Here is a 20,845-nt window from a genome sequence, read left to right on the forward strand (position 1 = left end):
CTTCAAACCTAAGCCCCAGTAAACGGCGGCCGTAACTATAACGGTCCTAAGGTAGCGAAATTCCTTGTCGGGTAAGTTCCGACCCGCACGAAAGACGCAACGACTCGGGCGCTGTCTCAACAAGGGACCCGGTGAAATTGAAATACCTGTGAAGATGCAGGTTACCCGCGACTAGACGGAAAGACCCCGTGGAGCTTTACTGCAGCCTGACATTGGGTTTTGGTATTGGATGTACAGGATAGGTGGGAGGCGTAGAAGCCGGGGCGCAAGCCTCGGTGGAGCCATCCGTGGGATACCACCCTTCCAGTACTGAAATTCTAACCGCGAACCGTAATCCGGTTCCGGGACAGTGTCAGGTGGGCAGTTTGACTGGGGCGGTCGCCTCCCAAAGAGTAACGGAGGCGCCCAAAGGTTCCCTCAGCGCGGTTGGAAATCGCGCGCAGAGTGCAAAGGCACAAGGGAGCTTGACTGCGAGAGAGACATCTCGAGCAGGTACGAAAGTAGGGCTTAGTGATCCGGCGGTTCCGTGTGGAAGGGCCGTCGCTCAACGGATAAAAGCTACCCCGGGGATAACAGGCTTATCTCCCCCAAGAGTCCACATCGACGGGGAGGTTTGGCACCTCGATGTCGGCTCATCGCATCCTGGGGCTGAAGTAGGTCCCAAGGGTTGGGCTGTTCGCCCATTAAAGCGGTACGTGAGCTGGGTTCAGAACGTCGTGAGACAGTTCGGTCCCTATCTGTCGCGGGCGTAGGAGACTTGAGTGGAGCCGTCCCTAGTACGAGAGGACCGGGACGGACGGACCCCTGGTGTACCAGTTGTCCTGCCAAGGGCACCGCTGGGTAGCCACGTCCGGACGGGATAAGCGCTGAAGGCATCTAAGCGCGAAGCCCTCCACAAGATGAGGTCTCCAGCCTGGCGCTCGTCCAGGGTAAGACCCCAGATAGATGATCTGGTCGATAGGCCGGGGGTGTAAGGGGAGCAATCCCTTTAGCTGACCGGTACTAATAGGTCGAGGCCTTGACCCTCTATTCTCAATGTGCAGTCTTCAAAGAACAAACTTAAGTTTAAATAAATAGTTCTAGGTTTACAACTGGAATATTTACTTAAGCTTGAGATTAAAATTTTAAATTTGATTAAAGTCTAAAGTAAGCCCGGTGAAAATTGCGGAGGGGCCACACCTGTTCCCATGCCGAACACAGTAGTTAAGTCCTCCAGCGCCTATGGTACTGGGAGCGTGAGCTCCTGGGAGAGTAGGTCTTTGCCGGGCTTTTTTATATGTTGTTTTTTATAGGATAGCAGTTTTAATAAACTGCTTTTTTTATACATAGACGTGTTAGTGAGAAGTCTCGCAAAAAATGTAATAGCATATAAATAAATTGACAGAAGTTTAAAAAAGTGATAAATTGTTAGTCAAAGAGGTAATCGGATCATGCGATAAATGTCGTAAAATGATAAAATATGTTATAAAAAGTAAAGTATTATTATCGGAGGTGGATTTATGGGGATTAGCACCTCTATATTAGAGTTTTGGCAGTATTTAGTTGACCGGCAGGATATGTTTTTGAATTTATTTTACGAGCACACTCGATTAATTTTAATTACTGCTATTATATCGATAATTATTGGTGTTATTTTGGGGTTGGTTTCTACTTATTATAAAAGTTTAGCAAACATAATTTTGACTGTAACTCAAATTCTAATGACAATTCCTAGTTTGGCTATGATTGCTATTATTTTCCCATTGTTTGGTATAGGTCCAACGACAGGTATAGTAGCCTTAGTGCTTTACTCTTTATTACCTATAGTTAGAAATACTTATACTGGTATAAACGAACTCGATGCTAACGTATTGGAAGCAGCTAAAGGTATGGGGATGTCGGAGAGAAAAATATTACTGAAAATCAAAATACCTTTAGCATTACCTGTAATAATTGCAGGAATCCGAACAGCTGTTGTAATGGTAGTAGGTATTGGAGCAATCGCTAGCTTGATAGGTGCTGGAGGATTAGGTGATTTTATTTTTAGAGGTATATCTAGGGATTTCCCGTTTATGATTTTAGCTGGTGCTATTGGAGTATCAATATTGGCAATAGCTTTAGATTTACTCCTTAGTTGGCTAGAACAAAAGGTGATAGCGAGACAAAGTTAATAATTTTCGCTGATAGTGAAAATTGAATTAAAGGAATTATATTGAAAAAGAGATAGGAGAAGGTACAGGAGGTTTGGTTATATGATTAAATTTGAGGATGTTAGCAAAACTTTCCCGAATGCAGACAATCCTGCAGTAAAAAATTTAAACATGGAAGTCTCTGAAGGTGAAATTACTGTGTTAGTCGGTCCATCAGGATGTGGAAAAACCACAACTATGAAAATGGTTAATAGAATTTATGAAATTACTAAAGGAAATATTTACGTAGATAATCAAGATATTTATGACCTAGACCCTATTGAACTAAGATTGAATATTGGTTATGTAATTCAGGAAATTGGGTTGTTTCCTCATATGACAATTGCAGATAATATCGCCACAGTTCTTTATGAAAAAAAGTGGCCAAAAGAGGAAATTGATAAACGTGTTAATGAGCTAATGGTCTTAATGGGATTAGATCCTGATATTTATAAACAAAGACGTCCCTCTAAACTTAGCGGAGGACAACGACAGAGGGTGGGAGTTGCCAGAGCAATGGCTGCTAATCCACCGATAATGTTAATGGACGAACCTTTTGCTGCTGTTGACCCAATTACCCGTGCCAGGTTACAAAATGAATTTTTAGAATTACAAGAAAAAATGAAAAAGACAATTATTTTTGTGACCCATGATATTAATGAAGCAATAAAAATGGGAGATAAGATTGCAGTCATGAGGGAAGGACAAATTGTTCAATATGATTCTCCAAAAAAAATATTACAAAATCCAAGAGACGAGTTTGTTGAAAAATTAGTTGGCAGTAATCGAGCGGTTAAAAGTTTATCTTTAGTAAAAATAAACGACGCTATTATTAATCAAGTAGTCTCCTTAGAAGAGAATTCGGATATTGAGGAAATAAAACAACATCTTGATAGCAATATTAATATAGCTTTATTAAAAGATTATAATGGTCATGTTACAGGTTATGTTACTGATCTCGATTTGAGAGGGGTAAATTCGGGTAAGATAAAAGATTTTAAAAAACCTTATGAACAAGTATTAAATAAAAATGATGATTTAAGTAAAGCCTTATCAGTAATGCTTAATCAGAGTGTCTATCACGTTCCGGTAATGGATGGGCAAAATGAATGCCTGGGGGTTATTACTGTTGACGATGTTTTTAAGGCGGTGAGTTCTAATGACAGTCAATAAAAACACAAAATCTGAACTTAACCACCGTCAAGTCGAAATCCAAGATAAAGGTGAAAGTAGGACTCGATCTCGACAGATTAAAGTAATATTAACAAAGTACTCTCATATACTTATTCCGATCTTGTATATAACTTTGGGAACTGTTTATACGGTTATTAATGTTCAAAATCCTGTTGATAGTTTAGCAGAAGGGTGGTTGTCATATGAAAGAATTGGTGGATTACTTTATGAACATATAATTCTAGTTGGACTTGCTACTTTAGGAGCTATCTTAACAAGTGTTCCTTTAGGTATTTTAATTACCCGGCCCACCTTTAGATGGCTCACTCCTTTTGTAGATAACCCTGTCAATGTGGGTCAAACTGTTCCTAGCATAGCTATCTTAGGTTTAGCATATTACTTTATGGGGACAGGATTACTTACAGCTTTATTTGCATTATGGTTATATTCGCTTCTGCCTATACTTCGGAACACTTCTATTGGAATTAAAAGTGTAGATCCGGAAATCTTGGAAGCCGCTAGGGGAATGGGTATGACACCTTATAGGATTTTTATAAAAATAGAATTTCCCTTAGCGCTACCTGTTATTATGGCAGGGATAAGGACTTCAGTAGTCATTTGTACGGGAGCAGCTACCCTGGCCACCTTTATTGGAGCCGGGGCTCTTGGAGAAATCATTAATGCTGGGTTATCCATGAGGCGTATTCAACTTGTTTATCAAGGGGCAGTATTAGCAGCACTATTTGCTTTGTTGCTTGATAATTTGATAGGGACCTTAGAAAGATATTTAACTCAAGAAGCTTATGATGAGGACGAGGTCGACGAAAATTAGTTACAATTTGTTTCAACTTCTTTCAAACATTAAAAATGGATAAGGGGGAAAAGGATGAAAATGAAGAATCTAGCGATAACTTTAGTTATCCTAAGTATGATGTTGGTTGGTGTAGGTTGTGGTCAAGATGGGGAGGTTCAGCAAGACGGAGATGCTGTTATTGCCGTAGGTTCCAAGGAGTTCACAGAGCAATTGATACTAGGTCAGCTCACTATTCAACTATTGGAAGAAGAAGGTTATGATGTGATTGACAATACAGGTTTATCTGGTACTGCAATATTGAGAGATGCTTTTTTAGATGGTGAAGTTGATGTGAAATGGGAATACACGGGAACAGCTTTAATTTCTCACCTGGGTCACGATGAGGCTATCACAGACAGTGAAGAGTGCTATGAAGCTGTTAAAGAAGAAGATCTGGAAGAGAACGGAGTCGTTTGGCTTGATTATGCGGGACTTGATAATACTTATACATTAATTATGAGAGAAGATTATGCTGAAGAAGCCGGTATCCAATCTATGAGCGATTTAGCTGAAGCTGTTAATGAAGGAGAAACCCCACCCACTGGAGGAGAATGGGTTTTAGCTAGTAATGAGGAATATGCCACTCGAGATGATGGCATGGAAGGAGTCGAAGAAACATACGGATTTGAATTTGAAGATGTGGATATCATGGAACCGGGCATTATCTACGGAGTTGTACGAGATGGGGAAGCACCTGTTGGTATGGGTTTTATGACTGATGGCAGGATCGATGGATATGATTTGATAACCTTAGAAGACGATAAAGGCTTTCATCCGGCTTATAATGCGGCACCTAATGTAAGAGAAGAAGTCTTGGATGAACATCCGGAGTTAGAAGATATTTTAGCAAAATTGACTGAACGTCTTGATAATGAAACAATGCAACAATTAAATGCTAAGGTTGATATTGATGGCTATCAACCAGAGGAAGCAGCCGAAGAATATTTAGTTGAAGAGGGTTTGATTTCCGAATAATGAATTTTTAAATTAAGCGCTGTTAAATTTATTTGTTGATACTGTAAAACTTACATGGAACTTTAATACAACTCTAAAAAGTGTATTAAAAGATTAGGGCTATTCCTAAGTGGAATAGCCCTTTACATTTTGATGTAAATAGAGTAAAATAAAAAAACAAATGAATGAATATCTGATACCTTCAGGGCAGGGTGAGATTCCCGACCGGCGGTAGAGCCCGCGAGCCTCTTGATGTTAAGAGGTTGATTCGGTGAAATTCCGAAGCCGACAGTAAAAGTCTGGATGGGAGAAGGTTTAAGATTGGAAACTGCTGATTAGCATCTTAGTACGATCAGTAACCGATCTTCCCTGGGGGTACAGGGAAGATTTTTTATTTTATAAGAAAGGGTGCGATAAATGGATAACTGGATAAAAAAGGACCGCCAGTACATGGATCGGGCGCTGGATTTAGCTTGGAAAGGTTGGGGGAAAACTAATCCTAATCCCCTAGTAGGTGCAGTACTAGTAAAGAACGATGATATAGTTGCCCAAGGTTATCATGGTAGATTAGGAGGGCCTCACGCAGAAGCTGTTGCTTTAGAAAAAGCCGGTAGAGAAGCTTCGGGAACGACAATGTATGTTACCCTTGAACCTTGTTGTCATTACGGGAAAACACCTCCATGCACAGATAAAATTATTGAAGCTGGTGTTAAAAGGGTTGTAATTGCTTCTCTAGATCCACACGAAAAAATGGCAGGAAAAGGTGTTAAAAAATTAAGGCAAGCAGGAATTAAAGTAGAAGTTGGACTAAAAAAAGCTGAAGCTGAGAAGCAAAATGAAATATTCAGAAAATATATAGTAACAGGTTTGCCTTATATGATTGGCAAATGGGGGATGAGTTTAGATGGAAAGATTGCTACTCATACCGGTGATTCTCGTTGGATTACATCGGAAAAAGCCAGATTTGACACTCATCGACTTAGGGCGAGAGTAGCGGCTATTATGGTGGGAATCGGAACTGTAAAAGCTGATGACCCTCTCCTAACATGTAGGCATCCTAATTACCCTGGACAGCACCCAGTAAGAATCGTTGTAGATTCTCATCTCAGATTATCTTTACAAAGCAAAGTATTAGAAAAAATTTCTGAGACTCCAACTATTATAGCTACCTCAGAAGAAATCAAGCACAAATCAAAAGAAATGGAAATTGCTAAACAGATTGAAAATTTAGGAGGAGAAGTACTTTACTTGCCCCAAACTTCTACAGGAAAAGTGGATATATTTGAACTGGTGAAACTTTTGGGTCAAAGAGGGCTAGATAGCGTGCTTGTTGAAGGTGGAGAAACTCTTCATGGATCTTTAATAGAAGCTAATTACTATGATAAGTATATTGTTTATCTCGGGAACTTGGTAATTGGAGGTACTAACTCACCTACACCGGTTGGTGGAAAAGGTTTTCAAGCGCTAAAAGACAGCGTGATGTTAAATAATATGGAATATGAATATTTTGGTGATTCTATCAGGATTGAAGCGTATCCATTTCTAGAAAACCAAAGATGAAAGTAGGTGGTAACTTGTTTACCGGCATTGTAGAAGAAGTTGGAAAAGTATTGTCTGTTAATCAAGGCCCAAATTCTATTAGTTTGAATATTCAAGCTGAAAAAATAATGGATGATATTAAATTAGGTGATAGTATTTCCACAAATGGTGTATGTTTAACTGTTTCTAAAGTAGGAACAAATAACTTTGTGGCTGATGTTATGCCCGAAACTCTGCGTAGAAGCAATCTAAGATACCTTACAACTAATAGTTGGGTTAATTTAGAGCGAGCACTTAGACTCAGTGATCGCTTAGGTGGTCATTTTGTATCAGGTCATGTTGACGGTGTAGCGAAAGTGATCTCTAGAAAACACGAAGGAAATGCTGAAATTTTTAACTTTCAAGTTGTTGAAGAAAATGAACGAAATATCCAAAAGTATCTCGTAGAAAAAGGGTCTATAGCGGTGGATGGAATTAGCTTAACCATAGTGGCCTGTGAAGGTGATGGCTTTTCTGTAAGTATAGTTCCGCACTCTAAAGAAAATACAATCTTAGAGACAAGACAAGTGGGTAATTATGTAAATATTGAAGTAGATATTATTGGAAAGTATGTAGAAAAATTACTGTTTCAGGAAAAACAAGATAATGGCTCTGCCAGCACAACTGGTACTTCTGATAAAAAAGCCAAAATTGATTCCAAGATTGATATTAATCGCTTAAGAGAGCTTGGTTATTAACAGTTCCACTATCAAACTCAAGAGGCAATTGAGTTCTAGAATAATTAATTAACCTTGATACAAGAGGGGTGAATATAAATGACTTTAAGTACCATTAAAGAAGCACTGGAAGATTTAAAAAATGGAAAAATGGTCATCGTAGTTGATGATGAGGATAGAGAAAACGAAGGTGACTTGGTAATTCCCGCAGAAAAAGCAACTCCCCAGGCAGTTAACTTTATGGCTAAGTACGGAAGAGGCCTTATCTGTATGCCGATGAAGGAGGAAAGGTTACAGGAGCTCGACATTCCTTTGATGGTAAATGACAACACCGATGAAATGGGAACGGCTTTCACAGTATCGGTAGATTATAAAGATTGTCATACAGGCATATCTGCCTACGAAAGGGCAATGACAGTTACTAAATTAATAAAAGAAGACAGCAAACCAGAGGATTTTAATAGGCCTGGGCATATATTTCCTCTTGCGGCTCGTCAGGGTGGTGTTCTAAAGAGGGCCGGCCATACAGAGGCTGCTATTGACTTGGCTTATTTAGCAGGTTGTTACCCCGCTGGTGTTATATGTGAAATAATGTCTGATGATGGAACTATGGCCAGGTTACCTGAATTAGAACAATTTGCTAGAGAGCACGACCTTAAAATTATATCAATTGCCGACTTAATTTCTTACAGGAGAAACTCAGAACAGCTTATCGAAGCAGTTGCTGATATTAATTTACCAACAAAGTACGGAGAGTTTCAAGGAAAATTATATCAAGATACAATTTCTGGAGAGCATCACTTGGCAATAATTAAAGGTGAACCTGATAAAGAAAAGGAGCCGGTTTTGGTTCGAGTGCATTCGGAATGTTTGACCGGTGATGTTCTAGGGTCAATGAGATGTGATTGTGGAGATCAATTGGCTAGCGCTATGCAGAAAATAGAAGAGGAAGGTGTAGGAGTAGTACTTTATATGCGTCAGGAAGGTCGTGGCATTGGTCTGGCAAATAAATTAAAGGCCTATGAACTTCAAGATCAGGGGAAGGATACTGTGGAAGCCAATGAACTGTTAGGTTTTCCTGCTGATTTAAGAGATTACGGAATTGGTGCTCAAATTTTAAAAGATCTAGGACTAACCAAGATTTTATTGATGACTAATAACCCCAAGAAAATTATTGGTTTAAAAGGCTATGGCCTAGAAGTGGAACAGAGATTAGCCTTGGAGGCTGAGGTTACACCTCACAATAAATGTTATTTACAAACTAAGCAAGACAAACTGGGACATATATTAAATGTCCAGCAACAAAATGACAACAAGGAGGAAAATTATTATGAGTAAAATTTATGAAGGTCAACTAAAAGCTGAAGGTCTTAAAATCGGAATAGTAGTATCTAGGTTCAATGAATTAATTACTAATAAACTACTGGGAGGCGCCATGGATTCCATTAAAAGACATGGTGGAGATGAAGATAATGTAGGAGTAATTTGGGTCCCGGGTTGTTTTGAGATACCAGGAGCTACGAAAATGGTTGTTAATTCTGGCAAGTATGATGCTGTTATTTCCTTAGGGGCTGTTATCAGAGGAGATACACCCCACTTTGATTATGTAGCCAGTGAAGTTAGTAAAGGGGTTGCTAAAATAAGTTTAGATAGTAATGTACCTGTGATATTTGGTGTGTTGACTACTGATACTGTTGACCAAGCCATTGAAAGAGCTGGTACAAAAGCTGGAAATAAAGGATATGATGCAGCTTGTTCGGCTATAGAAATGGCGAACCTGTATAAGCAGTTATATTAAAGAGAAACCATTAAAGACAGTAGATTTTTCGATATTTTAGCTAATATAATATGTTTTAAGGAAAGCCAGGTATTGAATGAGAGGAACTAGTCTTCCAAAGATAGGAAGATTAGTTCCTCTTCTTGATTAAAATGTGAGTTAAGCGTATCATTATATATGTGTTAGCTTATACATGAAAGGAGTAAATATAATGGATGAAAATATAGACCAAGAAAATCACAACATAATAAAAATAGCAGGAATAATTCCTGAATGTGTGGTCAATGCCCCTGGAGGAATTAGTTATGTTATTTTTGCTCAGGGTTGTGCCCATAAATGCCCTGGATGTCATAATCCAGAGACTCACGACTTTAATGCCGGAGAAGAGTGGAGGATTGATGAAATACTAACAGATTTAAAAAATTATCCATTGTCTGGAATTGTTACTTTTACAGGGGGAGATCCCTTTTTTCAAGCTAAATCCTTTCATAAATTGGCAGTTAAATTAAAGGAGTTGAACTATACTATAGTAGCTTATTCTGGTTTTTATTTTGAAGAACTTAAAAATGACATGGATAAGAAGAATTTACTATCTCATGTAGATATTCTAATTGATGGACCTTATCTAGAAGAGCAAAAACAAAGAGATTTAAATTTCAGAGGTTCCCTCAATCAAAGGATACTAGATGTCAAGAATAGCATTATTGAAAATAATCCTGTTATTTTGAATAAATACTACGAAAAGTCCTAGTAATTTTATGAGACAATAGTTTGAAGGTTTTTTTGAAATGGGAATGGTATATATAAATATGATAGAATTCATTGGACACATAGAAAATAGATTTAGATAAGTTAACTAAATAAAGGAGAGATGTATTAATGGAACATAAGGATGTTGCTTTAGTTACTGAAGTTTCTAAGATGCCTACAAAGGTTGTGAAAAGGGATGGCCGTGAACAACCCTTTGACCCTTCAAAAATAACCAATGCAATCAAAAAAGCTCTTAAGGCTATTGACAAAGAAGATCATTCCCTTGCCCTTTCTTTGACATATCAAGTTATCAATAAATTAACTAAACATGGAGTAGACAAGCCCACAGTACCACAAATCCAAGAGATGGTGGAAAATTCACTTATGGATACCGGTCACTATGAAGTTGCTAGGGCTTATGTCATTTATAGAAACGACCGGGATAGAATTAGAGAAGCAGATACCAAATTAATGAAAGAGCTATTAAAAGTATTAGAAACCAGGGACCAAGAAAACGCCAATGTGAATGGCGATGCTCCCATGGGCAAAATGTTAAAAGGTGGCTCTGAAGCCATGAAAGAAGTGTATTTAAATCATTTTGCCAAAAATGAACACTCTCAAGCTCACAGAAATGGGTATATACATATACATGATGCCGATTTTGCTGCTATTGGAACAACCACATGTCTTCAAATTCCATTAGATAGACTGTTAGCAGAAGGATTTAATACAGGACATGGTTGGATTACCACGCCAAAATCAATCGAATCAGCGGCATCTCTTAGTTGTATAGTGTTCCAGTCCAATCAAAATGATCAACATGGTGGGCAATCATTTGCCACCTTTGACTCTTCTCTGGCACCTTATGTAAAAATTACTTTTGATAAGATTAAAAATGAGCTTTCCCAATTAGGAATCTCAGAAAATATCGATGATAAGGCATGGGAACAGGTGAAAAAGCGGACTTATCAGGCTATGCAAATTTTTGTGTTTAATCTTAATACTATGCACAGTCGAGCAGGTGCTCAAGTGCCTTTTACTTCTGTTAATTTTGGGCTTGATACTAGCCCATGGGGTCGTTTGATTAGCGAAATGCTACTGAAAGTATATAAGAAAGGTTTGGGTAGAGGGGAAACACCAATTTTCCCTAATTTAATTTTTTCCTTGGCAACTGGAGTGAACAAAGAACCAGGGGATCCAAATTACGATTTGCGCCGCTTGGCTCATGAAGTTTCTTGTGAGCGTTTGTTCCCAAACTATTCTAATCAGGATGCCTCTTATAATGCACCCTTTTATTATAGGGAAGAAGATCCTCAAGTAGTAGCTTATATGGGCTGTAGGACTCGGGTGATATCAAACAGAAGAGGCCCTGAAGTTACTGAAGGTAGAGGTAACCTTTCTTTTACTTCTATTAATTTACCTAGGATAGCTTTGGAAACAAGCTGTCCGAGTGATTTTTATCAACGGTTAGAAGACACTATTTGGTTGGTTGCAGATCAATTATATGATAGATTTAAAATCCAAAAAAATAAAAAGGCCAAAGAATTTCCTTTTCTTATGGGGCAAGGACTTTACATGGATAGTGAAGACTTTGAGTCAGAAGAGACTTTAGAAGAAGCTTTGAAACATGGGACTTTATCCATTGGTTTTATTGGACTCGCAGAAGCATTAAAGGCCATGATAGGTGAGCACCATGGTGAATCCGAAGAGGCCTTTAAAAAGGGATTGCAAATTGTTGAATTTATGGACAATATTTGTAAAAAAGCGTCTGAACAGTACAACCTTAATTTCAGTCTCTTAGCTACTCCAGCCGAAGGACTGTCCGGCAGGTTTACAGAGCTTGACAGAGAGACCTTTGGAGAGATAGAAGGGGTTACTGATAAAGAATGGTATACTAATTCATTCCATATTCCTGTTGAGTATTCTATAAGCGCTTATGAAAAAATTAGAAAGGAATCAGCTTTTAACAAATATACTCCTGCAGGTCATATTAATTACGTAGAATTAGATGCTGCTCCTAAAGGCAATATAGATGCCTTTGAACAGCTAGTAAATGCTGCTATGGATAATGACTGTGGATACTTTTCTGTTAACTTTCCTGTAGATCAGTGCTTAAATTGTGCAAATAATGGAGTGATAGATTCGGAGACATGCCCTGTTTGTGGTTCACGTAGAATTCAAAGAGTAAGAAGAGTTACAGGTTATTTGGGTGTTTTAGAAGAAATCCCCGATGAAGAGGGGGAAGGAAAAACTTCTGGTTTTAATGATGGTAAATATCATGAATGTTTAAATAGAGTCAGTCATCTACAGGGTTTTCAAACAAAAGATGATCAAAATTAAAAACTAGTGAAAGGTTCCCCAGAAACTCTATGGGGAACCTTATTAATTTAGTAGGCTTAGCAAAACAAAACCCATTCTGTTATCTGGTTTTAATTTTTCTTAAAAGTAAATTACTTAACTTTAATAGCATTAATATTTGTAAAAGATACCATATCCCGGGCGTGGAAAGTGCCAATCAATATTTTCAAGGGGGCAGGCATAGATACATGCGCCACATTCTATACATCGTTTATAATCAATTAATGTTTGTTGATTATCATCATCAAAGTAGTAAACATGGGAAGGACAAATATAAGTACAAGGTTTAAGGTCGCACTTATCAGCACATAAATTTGGCTCTTTTAAATAAATATGGGTTTGACTATCAGGAACTATAGTAACAAACTGTACCATATCTCTTAAATTTAAATTGCGAGAATCCATGCAATAAACCTCCAATTAACCAAATCTCCAATGATTGATACCCTGAATTAAATCTACAAAAGATTTTATAGGTAGCTGTTTTTGATAAACTTTACTAAAAAGTAATTTTTGTTTTTCATTTTGTTCCTTGAGATCTTCAGTGAAAAACTCATAAGCTATTTCATTCATGAGACTGTTAACAAGATAATCTGCATCAGGATGTTTAAGATAGTAATCTTTTTCCTTGGTTTTACTTTTGATGTCTTTCATAAAAAATTGTTGATTAAGTTTATGGCTGTAATTTGCTAAAGATTTTTTTGAAAAATCTTCCCGAGCTTTAGCTTGAACTACCGTTTCCGCGGCTTTTTTACCTGATATCATAGCCAAATCTGTACCTCGACGACCACTAATCATTATAGCTGCATCTCCTACAATAAGTACTCCATCACTAAAAAGTTTAGGCATCAGACTATAACCACCTTTTGGTATCATATAAGCTTTGTATTCCAAAGAGTCGGCTCCATGAAGTAGGCGTTTTATGAGAGGATGTGATTTAAAGCGCTCTAGCATATGGTGAGGATTGAGCTGTTTTGAAACCATTTCGTTTAAACGCCCACCAACGATAATCGAAAGGTTATCATGATTCGTCCACAAACCACCTTTACCTGAACTACCACTAGTAGGGAATCCTGCAAAACCAATAGTGGCTCCTTCACCTGATTCCAATTCAAAGCGTTCTTCAATGGTTTTAGGAGATAAAGCAAGAGTTTCACATGTATAAAGAGTAAAGGCATTAGTGGGTAATTTTTTTCTTAAACCCGCCTGATGCGCTAGAGGAGCATTCACGCCTTCAGCTAATATTACAACACCAGCTTTTATTTGTGTACCATCATAAAGTTTGACGCCTTTGATACGCTTTCCTGAAGCCAAGAAACCCTTTTGATATAATAGATCAGTTACTAAAGTGTTTGTATATAATTCTGCTCCTACATCCTTAGCTTGTTCAGCTAGCCAATTATCAAATTTGGATCGAAGAGCAGTAAATTTATTATAAGGCGGTTTTTTAAATTCTAAACCAGTAAATCCCATTTTGACAGCTGAATCATGTTCTAAAAACCAGACTTCATCAGTGATGACTGTCCTTTCTAGGGGAGCTTCTTCCCAAAAACCCGGAAAAGCTTCCTGGGTTGATCTGCGATAAATTGTACCACCATAAACATTTTTGTCACCAGGTTTATTACCTTTTTCGAATAAAGCTACATTTAATCCCTGTTGAGCCATATGATAAGCTGCACTAGAGCCTCCTGGACCTGCTCCTACTACTATAGCATCGTAATATTCCTTCATAGTAACTAAACACCTGCCAATTTTTTGATTAGTTGTAGTTGTTATTGTGTTGAGATTTCATCTTCATTATTAGTGTGTACATAAGATTAAATTTTAACACCAACTTATGAAGGTTTGCAGCTATAATTATAGAATTTAAACAATATTATGAATTATATACTTATTCCAGGAGGTATAAGCTATGAATAGGCTAGATGATCATGACAAATTAAGTTTAACCTGGGATTTAAATAAAATTTTCTCAGGAGGAAGCGACTCTTACCAATTAAAAGAAATGATGTCTGAATTAGAACAGGAACTAAAAGATTTAGCCAATAAATCTTCAGAATTAATAGTTGATACCAAATCAGTTTCCAATCTAGTACAATCATGTCAGGATACTCGAGATAAATTGAGAGAAGTTGGAGCTTTTATTAGATGTTTGGTTAGTCAAGACCAAACAGATAAAGAAGCCCAGCGACTAGAAGCATATCTTGGCCAGCTTGAGGCCAAATTAGAGGCAGTTATGATTGATTTAGAATCCATTGTACAAGAGTTTTGGGAAGAAGATTGGCAAAAACTTATAAACTCTCAAGAAATTAATCCTATTAAATTCTTTATGGAAGAACTTCGAGCTAAAGGTAAGAATAAAATGGCACCAGATAAAGAAAAATTAGCAGCTGACCTGGCTGTAGACGGTTACCATGGATGGGGACAATTATATCATACTATAATAGGCGATATAGAAATTCAATATCAAGACCAAATAATTTCTGTAGGCCAAGCCCATAATTTATTGTCTGACCCTAATCAAAATGTACGATTTGAAATAGGGCAAAAAATAGAGGAAGCTTTTCAAAATAAAGAACACTTAATTGCCAATACTTTAAATCACCTTGCCGGTTATCGCTTAAATTTGTATAAACACCGTCATTGGGATGATTTTTTGTATGAAGCTATGACTATTAATAGAGTTTCCCAAAAAACCATTGAAACTATGTGGGATACTATTTCCAAATACAAAGAAACTTTCACTGATTATTATGAGAATAAAAAGCAGTTTTTAAATTTGGAAAAGTTCGGCTGGTTTGATAGAAATGCCCCTCTTTCTAGTGATGACTCTCAGATAGAGTTCGGGGAAGGTGCTCAATTTATTATTGATCAATTTGAAAAAGTGAGCCAGGAAATGGCTGATTTTGCAGAAATGGCTTTAATTAACAGATGGGTTGAAGCAGAAAATCGTGCAAATAAGCGTCCGGGAGGCTTCTGTGCTACTTTCCCTATGAGTGGTGAAAGCAGAATATTTATGACTTATTCAGGTACTTCTAGAAATGTAGCAACCTTAGCCCATGAACTAGGCCATGCTTATCATCAATGGACATTAAAGGAATTACCTTCATTTTCTGCCAAATATCCCATGACCCTGGCCGAAACTGCATCTACTTTTGCTGAACAGGTGGTTTCAGATGCTGCAATAGAGGCTAGCCAGAGTAAAGAAGAAATGATAACTTTGTTAGATGATAAAATAAGCAGAAGTTGTGCTTTTTTCATGGATCTTCATAGCAGATTTTTATTTGAAACTTCTTTTTATCGGGAAAGGGAAGCTGGCCCGGTAGATGTAGATAGGCTAAATCAATTAATGGTTGAAGCTCAAAGGAAGGCATACTTGAACTCCCTTGACCACTGGCATCCCAGGTTTTGGGCTACTAAACTACACTTTTATTTGACCAAGGTTCCATTCTATAATTTTCCTTATACATTTGGTTATTTATTCAGTATGGGAATTTATGCTCTATACAAGAATTCGCCTGAAGATTTTCCGGAAATTTATAAGAAATTGTTAAAAGATACGGGTAGTATGACAGTGGAAGAGCTAGCTTGGAAACATATGGGTACTGATCTGACTAAACCAGATTTTTGGGAAGAAGCAGTTGCTAATTGTATTGCTGATGTTGACAAATTAAATTCAATTTTAAAAGATTGATAAATTAATCTTTTAAATGTCCATCAAATAAAAGTGGGGGTCCATTAAAATGGACCCCCACTTTTTATAATTGTTGATTTTTTATGGAACAAGTGCAATTATTTTATCTTCCCTGGGTCTACCGTTAGCTTCTTCGTATAAAATAGGAACTAATTTATGACCATCTTTCAACTGATAACCCGTTTTGATTTGTCCTACAGCAAACCCTTTATCAGTGATTTTTTCTTTTAATTGTTTTAATTCTTTGGTAGATTCTCTTGATACTTTGTTTAAATCAGCCAATTGTGTTAAGTACCCATCAGTGATATCACCGTCTGAAGTAACTACTAGATAATTATCTCGATCGAGAATAATAGAAAAATTGTCCTTTGTCTTGTGTTCAATAGCTAAATTGAAAATTTTTAACTCTGATTCGTTCTTTAGACTGTTTTTTTCTTTATCATCAGTTTTCTCAATGTCCACTTTTTCTACCGAAACATGCATTTGTAGATTATCACTTTCTTGATAATCTTGCACTAAGTTTTCCACAGAATTTTCGACTGCTTTTCGGGTTAGAGGGAAATCTTCTTTAGCTACTATATACGAAAAATTATCTTTCAAATCCTTAATTTCTATTGATTGTTTATCTGTTTCATAAATAGGGAAGGATTCTGGCATTTCTTCTAGTATTGATTCCAACTCTTGTGTTAATTGATCATCTGTTTTTGCTGTGAAAAGTTCAGTTTCTTGTTCCTCTGATTTTTCCTTCTCTTTATTATCTCCTTCCTTGGTAATGTGAAACTCTTGTTCAGCTTCGTCTTGTTCGCTTTTTTCTATTTCGGCAATGTTTTTTTCTTTATCCTTTTCCTTGGGCTCTACAGTTGATTGTTCAGTTTCTTGTTCTGTTTTTTTGGTCTCAGGAAGGTCCTTAGTATCACGTGCTATATTTATGTCAGTTTTTTCATCATCTTTATCAAATTCTAATTGAGACTTTCCCTCATCATCAGCTTCTTCTTTTACTTCTGTTTCTTCATCATCCTTTTTTGTTAACTCCATGGATTCTTTTTCTTCTTCTTGAGCGGTAAAATAAAAATCGTTGTAATTATCTTGAGCAAATAATCCGAATCCGATAATAAAAGCTAAAAAAGCTGCCGCAGTAGCACCAATAAATTTGTACTTATGGAAATGTAAAATAGAAGAGAAAAAATTAGTAGAACTACGGTGCTTATTTAATGCTCTATGTTCTTCAAGTAATTGTTGTTTTAATTGTTCCTGAAAATCTGAGTCAGGACTAGATTGGGACGGAGTTATTTGCGATAAATTCTTGACTAATTCAAGTTCTTGTTCATTTAAATCTTTTATCTCTTCTTTGATTTCATTGGTGATGATGTCACAGTTATTTTGTGTATTTAAATCTTGCTTTTTGTTATTATTTTTACCGTCGGTGCTCATGATTGCACCTCCTTACTGTCTAGGTGGCGGGATAGTTTATTTAGTCCGCGATATAAAAGACCTTTAATAGCTCCTTCACTTTTATCTAATACTTTGGCAATTTCTTTAATTTTCAATTCATCTACAAATCTTAATTGAATAACTTCCTGTTGTTCTATAGATAAAATTTCAAGGAGTTTAAAAATTTCTTTTGAATGTTCTTCTAGTAATACATGATCTTCGGGTGTATCTATCAGAACTGTTTCATCATCGGATATAGCTTCAGAAGCCTCTTCTTTTTTTCTACCCTTTTTTCTGTAGTAATCTATCAGGGCATTACGTGCAATAGAATATATCCAGCTTTGAAAATCTTCGGGCTTTTTCAAAGATTTCAAATTTCGTAAAACTTTAAGGAAAATATCAGATACAAGATCCTCTGTTACTTCTTTATTATTTACTCGATAATAAATGTATTGATAAATTTTTGGAAAGAAATAATTGTATAGCTGTTCAAAAGCTTGTTCATTATGACTAGCTTTTGATATTAATTCCGCCAATTGTTGTTTTGACAGCTCCTTCAATTGGAAATCATCCTTTCTTACAAGGAGCTGGCATCATTATAAGACGACACTAATCTATTAAAAGTTGTGCCAACTCCGATACTTTATTTTTTAAGAGTGGTTTATCATTAATTTCACCGGCATAGTCTACCCCGCCCAGGTATAGGCCAGGTCCTAATTTAATGTTAGAGTTTATACAAAAGACCTTAATAATTTCCTGTGCGTTTTCGTAAAATCTCTGTTTATCCATACCTGAGACAGCAATCAGAGAAGCTATTTTGTTATTTGAAGAAGGAATAATAGGTTGTTTTCTAAGATATTTAGCGGCAAAAAAAGGCTGAAATCTATCGATAAGAATTTTTAATTGTCCTGTAATACTTCCAAAATAAATAGGACTTACGAAAACAATCACATCACTTAATTGCACTTTTTTATAAATTTCAAGCATATCATCTTGGATTACACAACGGCTAGTGTTGCTGCAACTTTCACAGCCTGTACAAGGGTAAATATTTAAATCTGATACTTTAATTATATCACAGGTAACTTTATTATTAAGATTTGTAAATTCCTGTTCTAATTTTGATGCTATAATACTAGAATTTCCCGTCTTTCTAGGACTTCCTGAGAAAATAGAGATTTGCATATCCTCTACACCCCCATTTAAAGTATAACGCATGTTATATAATATAAAAAGAATTCTTTTCAGAGAATTAAAGGAAAACATTTTTATATATGGAATATATAAATTAGCATCTCAGACTGACGGAATTCTATCAAAATGTTAAAATTAATTATAATAAAATGAAAAATAAAAGATAGGTGATAAAATTGGTAACGAGTTATAACACAGTAAAATCAAACTCCGAAGTTGAATTATATATTAAGAAATCAAGGTTCATTTCATATGTTGCCCCAGTTGATAGCGAAGAAAAGGCCCAAGAATTTGTAAATACTATTAAGGAACAACACAGTGATGCTACCCACAACGTATACGCCTATCGAGTGGGTTTAAAGTCAGATATAAAGCGTCAAAGTGATGATGGGGAGCCAAGCGGTACTGCCGGTAAACCAGTTTTAGATGTAATAGAAAATCAAAATCTAAAGAATTTGGCAATAGTAGTCACAAGATATTTTGGAGGTATCAAACTAGGGGCTGGTGGATTGGTTAGAGCGTATAGTAACAGTGCTAAAGAGGGTGTAGAACAAGCCGGTATTGTAACAAGGAGTTTACATAGTGAACTTAAAATAGAAGTTGATTACTCACAATTGGGAAAAATTCAAAATGAAATTGGTGAAAGGACAAACTGGCTCTTGAGAAATACAGAATTTATGGAAAAAGTCAGCTTAATGGTAGCAGTTCCAGAAAATCAGGTTCAAGAATTTACAAACTTTGTTGAAAATATGACAGCTGGTCAAGGCCGAATTTGGGAAACAAAACAGTTATACTTGTAAATTGTCGCTTACATATGAATTGAATCGCCTAACTTTTAGCATAGCATTTGACAATAGGAAAAAATACAGTTACAATCAAAATACCCCCAGGGGTATCAGGAGGTGCATGTAATGACGGATCAATTTGATCGGGAAAATATTTATGATGTAGCAATCATTGGTAGTGGCCCCGGAGGTCTGACCGCTGCAATTTACGCCACAAGAGCAGGATTAAAGGTTCTGATGATTGAACGCATGGCTCCAGGAGGACAATTATTAAACACTGAAGAGGTAGATAATTTTCCCGGATTTCCGGACGGAACTACTGGAGTAGAATTGGCACAAAAATTAGAAAAACAAGCCCGAAGGTTCGGGACCGAGCTAAAAATGGGAGAAGTCATTGAAACAAATCTTTCTGGATCTGAAAAAATGATCAAAACAAGAGATGAAGTCTATAAAGCAAAATCTGTAATTATTGCCACAGGTGAAAGCCCTACTGAATTATCGGCTCCTGGGGAACAGAACCTAAAGGGTCGAGGGGTTTCTTATTGTGCTATTTGCGATGGAGCTTTCTTTAAAAACAAAAATGTTGCTGTAGTTGGAGGCGGAGATTCGGCAGTAGAATCTGCTCTTTATCTCAGTAGACTAGCCAGTCAAGTCACTTTAATTCACAGACGGGATCAGTTGAGGGCAGTAGAGTATCTTAAGAAAAGAGCTATTGATTGTGAAAATTTAGAAATAAAATATAATACAGTTGTTAAGGAAATTCAAGGCGAGCAAAAAGTGGAATCTCTATTGGTGGAGGATGTAAACACCCAGGCTCGTGAGACACTAAATTGTCAAGGAATATTTGTTTATGTAGGCGCTCATCCTAATACAGATTTTCTTTCAAATCAATTAGATTTAGAAGATGGCTATTTAGTTACAAGTGAAACAATGGAGACTAATTTGAAGGGTGTTTTTGCTGTTGGTGATGTCAGAAAAAAAGAATTGAGACAGATAGTTACTGCTGTCTCTGATGGAGCAATTGCTGCTTTTCACGCTGAAAAATTATTATCATAATTTTAAAAATGGAAGGAGAGATTAATATGTCAAAAATTTTAGAAGTGAATGATACAAACTTTAAGGAGCAGGTACTGGAAGCTGATAAACCTGTATTAGTTGAGTTTTGGGCTCCTTGGTGCGGTCCATGTAAAATGGTTGCCCCAGTATTAGAAGAGCTTGCAGAAGAAATGGATGGAAAAATTAAAATTTGTAAAGTAAATGTTGATGAAAACACAGATACTGCAAGTGATTACGGTGTTATGAGTATTCCAACAATGGTATTGATTAAAGATGGAGAAGTTCAGGAACAGGTAGTAGGTTACTTACCACGTGAAGAACTGCAAAACAAAATAGAAGAAAATATTTAATCAATTAATTGACTTACCCGTCTTTAGGACGGGTTTTTTTGTATTAT

19 protein-coding genes, 2 rRNA genes and 1 riboswitch (1 of these 22 running past the window's edge) are annotated in these 20,845 nt (G+C 36.7%); of the genes, 16 read left to right on the top strand and 5 right to left on the bottom strand.

Annotation, left to right across the window (positions count from 1 at the left end):
* From NTHER_RS00670 to nrdD, 12 genes are all read left to right on the top strand, one after another.
* Window positions 1–1,026, top strand: a 23S ribosomal RNA gene (locus NTHER_RS00670); it begins 2,105 nt to the left of the window's first position.
* A gap of 125 nt (window positions 1,027–1,151) precedes the next feature.
* Window positions 1,152–1,268 (top strand): 5S ribosomal RNA (gene rrf, locus NTHER_RS00675).
* 231 nt (window positions 1,269–1,499) lie between these two features.
* The gene (locus NTHER_RS00680) at window positions 1,500–2,150 is read left to right on the top strand and encodes an ABC transporter permease (RefSeq protein WP_012446608.1); all 651 of its coding nucleotides are present in this window, start codon (window positions 1,500–1,502) and stop codon (window positions 2,148–2,150) included.
* An 81-nt stretch (window positions 2,151–2,231) separates the two neighbouring features.
* Entirely contained in the window at window positions 2,232–3,341 is a 1,110-nt protein-coding gene (locus NTHER_RS00685) for an ABC transporter ATP-binding protein (protein WP_012446609.1), read from the top strand.
* Window positions 3,328–4,173: an ABC transporter permease gene (locus NTHER_RS00690; protein WP_012446610.1), complete on the top strand. Its 846-nt coding sequence runs from the start codon at window positions 3,328–3,330 to the stop codon at window positions 4,171–4,173. Before NTHER_RS00685 ends, NTHER_RS00690 begins: the two co-directional genes overlap by 14 nt.
* A 54-nt stretch (window positions 4,174–4,227) precedes the next feature.
* A complete protein-coding gene (locus tag NTHER_RS00695) occupies window positions 4,228–5,169 on the top strand; it encodes a glycine betaine ABC transporter substrate-binding protein (protein WP_012446611.1) in 942 nt (313 codons plus the stop codon).
* 173 nt (window positions 5,170–5,342) lie between these two features.
* Window positions 5,343–5,467, top strand: a riboswitch (FMN riboswitch).
* A 98-nt stretch (window positions 5,468–5,565) separates the two neighbouring features.
* Window positions 5,566–6,708 (top strand): bifunctional diaminohydroxyphosphoribosylaminopyrimidine deaminase/5-amino-6-(5-phosphoribosylamino)uracil reductase RibD, encoded by a 1,143-nt coding sequence (ribD, locus tag NTHER_RS00700; RefSeq protein ID WP_012446612.1) that lies wholly within the window; start codon window positions 5,566–5,568, stop codon window positions 6,706–6,708.
* Complete coding sequence (ribE, locus tag NTHER_RS00705; RefSeq protein WP_012446613.1) at window positions 6,705–7,424, top strand: riboflavin synthase; 720 nt, start codon at window positions 6,705–6,707, stop codon at window positions 7,422–7,424. Before ribD ends, ribE begins: the two co-directional genes overlap by 4 nt.
* 78 nt (window positions 7,425–7,502) lie before the next feature.
* Entirely contained in the window at window positions 7,503–8,741 is a 1,239-nt protein-coding gene (locus NTHER_RS00710) for a bifunctional 3,4-dihydroxy-2-butanone-4-phosphate synthase/GTP cyclohydrolase II (protein ID WP_012446614.1), read from the top strand.
* On the top strand, window positions 8,734–9,201 hold the full coding sequence (ribH, locus tag NTHER_RS00715; RefSeq protein WP_012446615.1) for a 6,7-dimethyl-8-ribityllumazine synthase: 468 nt from the start codon (window positions 8,734–8,736) through the stop codon (window positions 9,199–9,201). Before NTHER_RS00710 ends, ribH begins: the two co-directional genes overlap by 8 nt.
* 190 nt (window positions 9,202–9,391) lie before the next feature.
* On the top strand, window positions 9,392–9,931 hold the full coding sequence (gene nrdG, locus NTHER_RS00720; RefSeq protein ID WP_012446616.1) for an anaerobic ribonucleoside-triphosphate reductase activating protein: 540 nt from the start codon (window positions 9,392–9,394) through the stop codon (window positions 9,929–9,931).
* Window positions 9,932–10,059: 128 nt separating this feature from the next.
* Entirely contained in the window at window positions 10,060–12,270 is a 2,211-nt protein-coding gene (gene nrdD / locus NTHER_RS00725; protein WP_012446617.1) for an anaerobic ribonucleoside-triphosphate reductase, read from the top strand.
* Window positions 12,271–12,399: 129 nt separating this feature from the next.
* On the opposite strand, the gene NTHER_RS00730 is transcribed toward nrdD, so the two are convergent.
* On the bottom strand, window positions 12,400–12,693 hold the full coding sequence (locus NTHER_RS00730; protein WP_012446618.1) for a ferredoxin family protein: 294 nt from the start codon (window positions 12,691–12,693) through the stop codon (window positions 12,400–12,402).
* Between the two features lie 15 nt (window positions 12,694–12,708).
* Window positions 12,709–14,019, bottom strand: coding sequence for an FAD-dependent oxidoreductase (locus NTHER_RS00735; protein WP_012446619.1), 1,311 nt, complete (start codon window positions 14,017–14,019; stop codon window positions 12,709–12,711).
* A gap of 181 nt (window positions 14,020–14,200) precedes the next feature.
* On the opposite strand from NTHER_RS00735, the gene NTHER_RS00740 reads away from it, so the two are divergent.
* Window positions 14,201–15,982 (top strand): M3 family oligoendopeptidase, encoded by a 1,782-nt coding sequence (locus NTHER_RS00740; RefSeq protein WP_012446620.1) that lies wholly within the window; start codon window positions 14,201–14,203, stop codon window positions 15,980–15,982.
* 81 nt (window positions 15,983–16,063) lie between these two features.
* On the opposite strand, the gene NTHER_RS00745 is transcribed toward NTHER_RS00740, so the two are convergent.
* The 3 genes from NTHER_RS00745 to NTHER_RS00755 are packed head-to-tail and all read right to left on the bottom strand — an operon-like array spanning window position 16,064 to window position 18,598.
* Window positions 16,064–17,413: a hypothetical protein gene (locus NTHER_RS00745; RefSeq protein ID WP_012446621.1), complete on the bottom strand. Its 1,350-nt coding sequence runs from the start codon at window positions 17,411–17,413 to the stop codon at window positions 16,064–16,066.
* Window positions 17,410–17,973 carry an RNA polymerase sigma factor gene (locus tag NTHER_RS00750; protein ID WP_012446622.1) on the bottom strand — a complete coding sequence of 188 codons (564 nt, stop codon included), beginning with the start codon at window positions 17,971–17,973 and terminating at the stop codon, window positions 17,410–17,412. The genes NTHER_RS00745 and NTHER_RS00750 overlap by 4 nt, the downstream gene beginning before the upstream one ends.
* Before the next feature lie 49 nt (window positions 17,974–18,022).
* On the bottom strand, window positions 18,023–18,598 hold the full coding sequence (locus NTHER_RS00755; protein ID WP_012446623.1) for a flavodoxin family protein: 576 nt from the start codon (window positions 18,596–18,598) through the stop codon (window positions 18,023–18,025).
* 176 nt (window positions 18,599–18,774) lie between these two features.
* On the opposite strand from NTHER_RS00755, the gene NTHER_RS00760 reads away from it, so the two are divergent.
* The 3 genes from NTHER_RS00760 to trxA all read left to right on the top strand — a co-directional run bounded on the left by NTHER_RS00760 (window position 18,775) and on the right by trxA (window position 20,798).
* Window positions 18,775–19,407 carry a YigZ family protein gene (locus tag NTHER_RS00760; protein ID WP_414628109.1) on the top strand — a complete coding sequence of 211 codons (633 nt, stop codon included), beginning with the start codon at window positions 18,775–18,777 and terminating at the stop codon, window positions 19,405–19,407.
* 111 nt (window positions 19,408–19,518) lie between these two features.
* Complete coding sequence (trxB, locus tag NTHER_RS00765) at window positions 19,519–20,448, top strand: thioredoxin-disulfide reductase (RefSeq protein WP_012446625.1); 930 nt, start codon at window positions 19,519–19,521, stop codon at window positions 20,446–20,448.
* Between the two features lie 26 nt (window positions 20,449–20,474).
* On the top strand, window positions 20,475–20,798 hold the full coding sequence (gene trxA, locus NTHER_RS00770) for a thioredoxin (protein ID WP_012446626.1): 324 nt from the start codon (window positions 20,475–20,477) through the stop codon (window positions 20,796–20,798).
* Window positions 20,799–20,845 lie beyond the last annotated feature (47 nt).

It is taken from the genome of Natranaerobius thermophilus JW/NM-WN-LF, from assembly GCF_000020005.1.
Classification (GTDB): Bacteria; Bacillota; Natranaerobiia; order Natranaerobiales; family Natranaerobiaceae; genus Natranaerobius; species Natranaerobius thermophilus.

Coding starts and splice junctions, on each gene's coding strand:
- NTHER_RS00740 (WP_012446620.1), top strand. CDS start 14,201: ATGAATAGGCTAGATGATCATGACAAATTAAGTTTAACCTGGGATTTA.
- nrdG (WP_012446616.1), top strand. CDS start 9,392: ATGGATGAAAATATAGACCAAGAAAATCACAACATAATAAAAATAGCA.
- NTHER_RS00730 (WP_012446618.1), bottom strand. CDS start 12,693: ATGGATTCTCGCAATTTAAATTTAAGAGATATGGTACAGTTTGTTACT.
- NTHER_RS00685 (WP_012446609.1), top strand. CDS start 2,232: ATGATTAAATTTGAGGATGTTAGCAAAACTTTCCCGAATGCAGACAAT.
- ribH (WP_012446615.1), top strand. CDS start 8,734: ATGAGTAAAATTTATGAAGGTCAACTAAAAGCTGAAGGTCTTAAAATC.
- NTHER_RS00680 (WP_012446608.1), top strand. CDS start 1,500: ATGGGGATTAGCACCTCTATATTAGAGTTTTGGCAGTATTTAGTTGAC.
- ribE (WP_012446613.1), top strand. CDS start 6,705: ATGAAAGTAGGTGGTAACTTGTTTACCGGCATTGTAGAAGAAGTTGGA.
- trxA (WP_012446626.1), top strand. CDS start 20,475: ATGTCAAAAATTTTAGAAGTGAATGATACAAACTTTAAGGAGCAGGTA.
- ribD (WP_012446612.1), top strand. CDS start 5,566: ATGGATAACTGGATAAAAAAGGACCGCCAGTACATGGATCGGGCGCTG.
- nrdD (WP_012446617.1), top strand. CDS start 10,060: ATGGAACATAAGGATGTTGCTTTAGTTACTGAAGTTTCTAAGATGCCT.
- trxB (WP_012446625.1), top strand. CDS start 19,519: ATGACGGATCAATTTGATCGGGAAAATATTTATGATGTAGCAATCATT.
- NTHER_RS00755 (WP_012446623.1), bottom strand. CDS start 18,598: ATGCAAATCTCTATTTTCTCAGGAAGTCCTAGAAAGACGGGAAATTCT.
- NTHER_RS00710 (WP_012446614.1), top strand. CDS start 7,503: ATGACTTTAAGTACCATTAAAGAAGCACTGGAAGATTTAAAAAATGGA.
- NTHER_RS00695 (WP_012446611.1), top strand. CDS start 4,228: ATGAAAATGAAGAATCTAGCGATAACTTTAGTTATCCTAAGTATGATG.
- NTHER_RS00745 (WP_012446621.1), bottom strand. CDS start 17,413: ATGAGCACCGACGGTAAAAATAATAACAAAAAGCAAGATTTAAATACA.
- NTHER_RS00735 (WP_012446619.1), bottom strand. CDS start 14,019: ATGAAGGAATATTACGATGCTATAGTAGTAGGAGCAGGTCCAGGAGGC.
- NTHER_RS00690 (WP_012446610.1), top strand. CDS start 3,328: ATGACAGTCAATAAAAACACAAAATCTGAACTTAACCACCGTCAAGTC.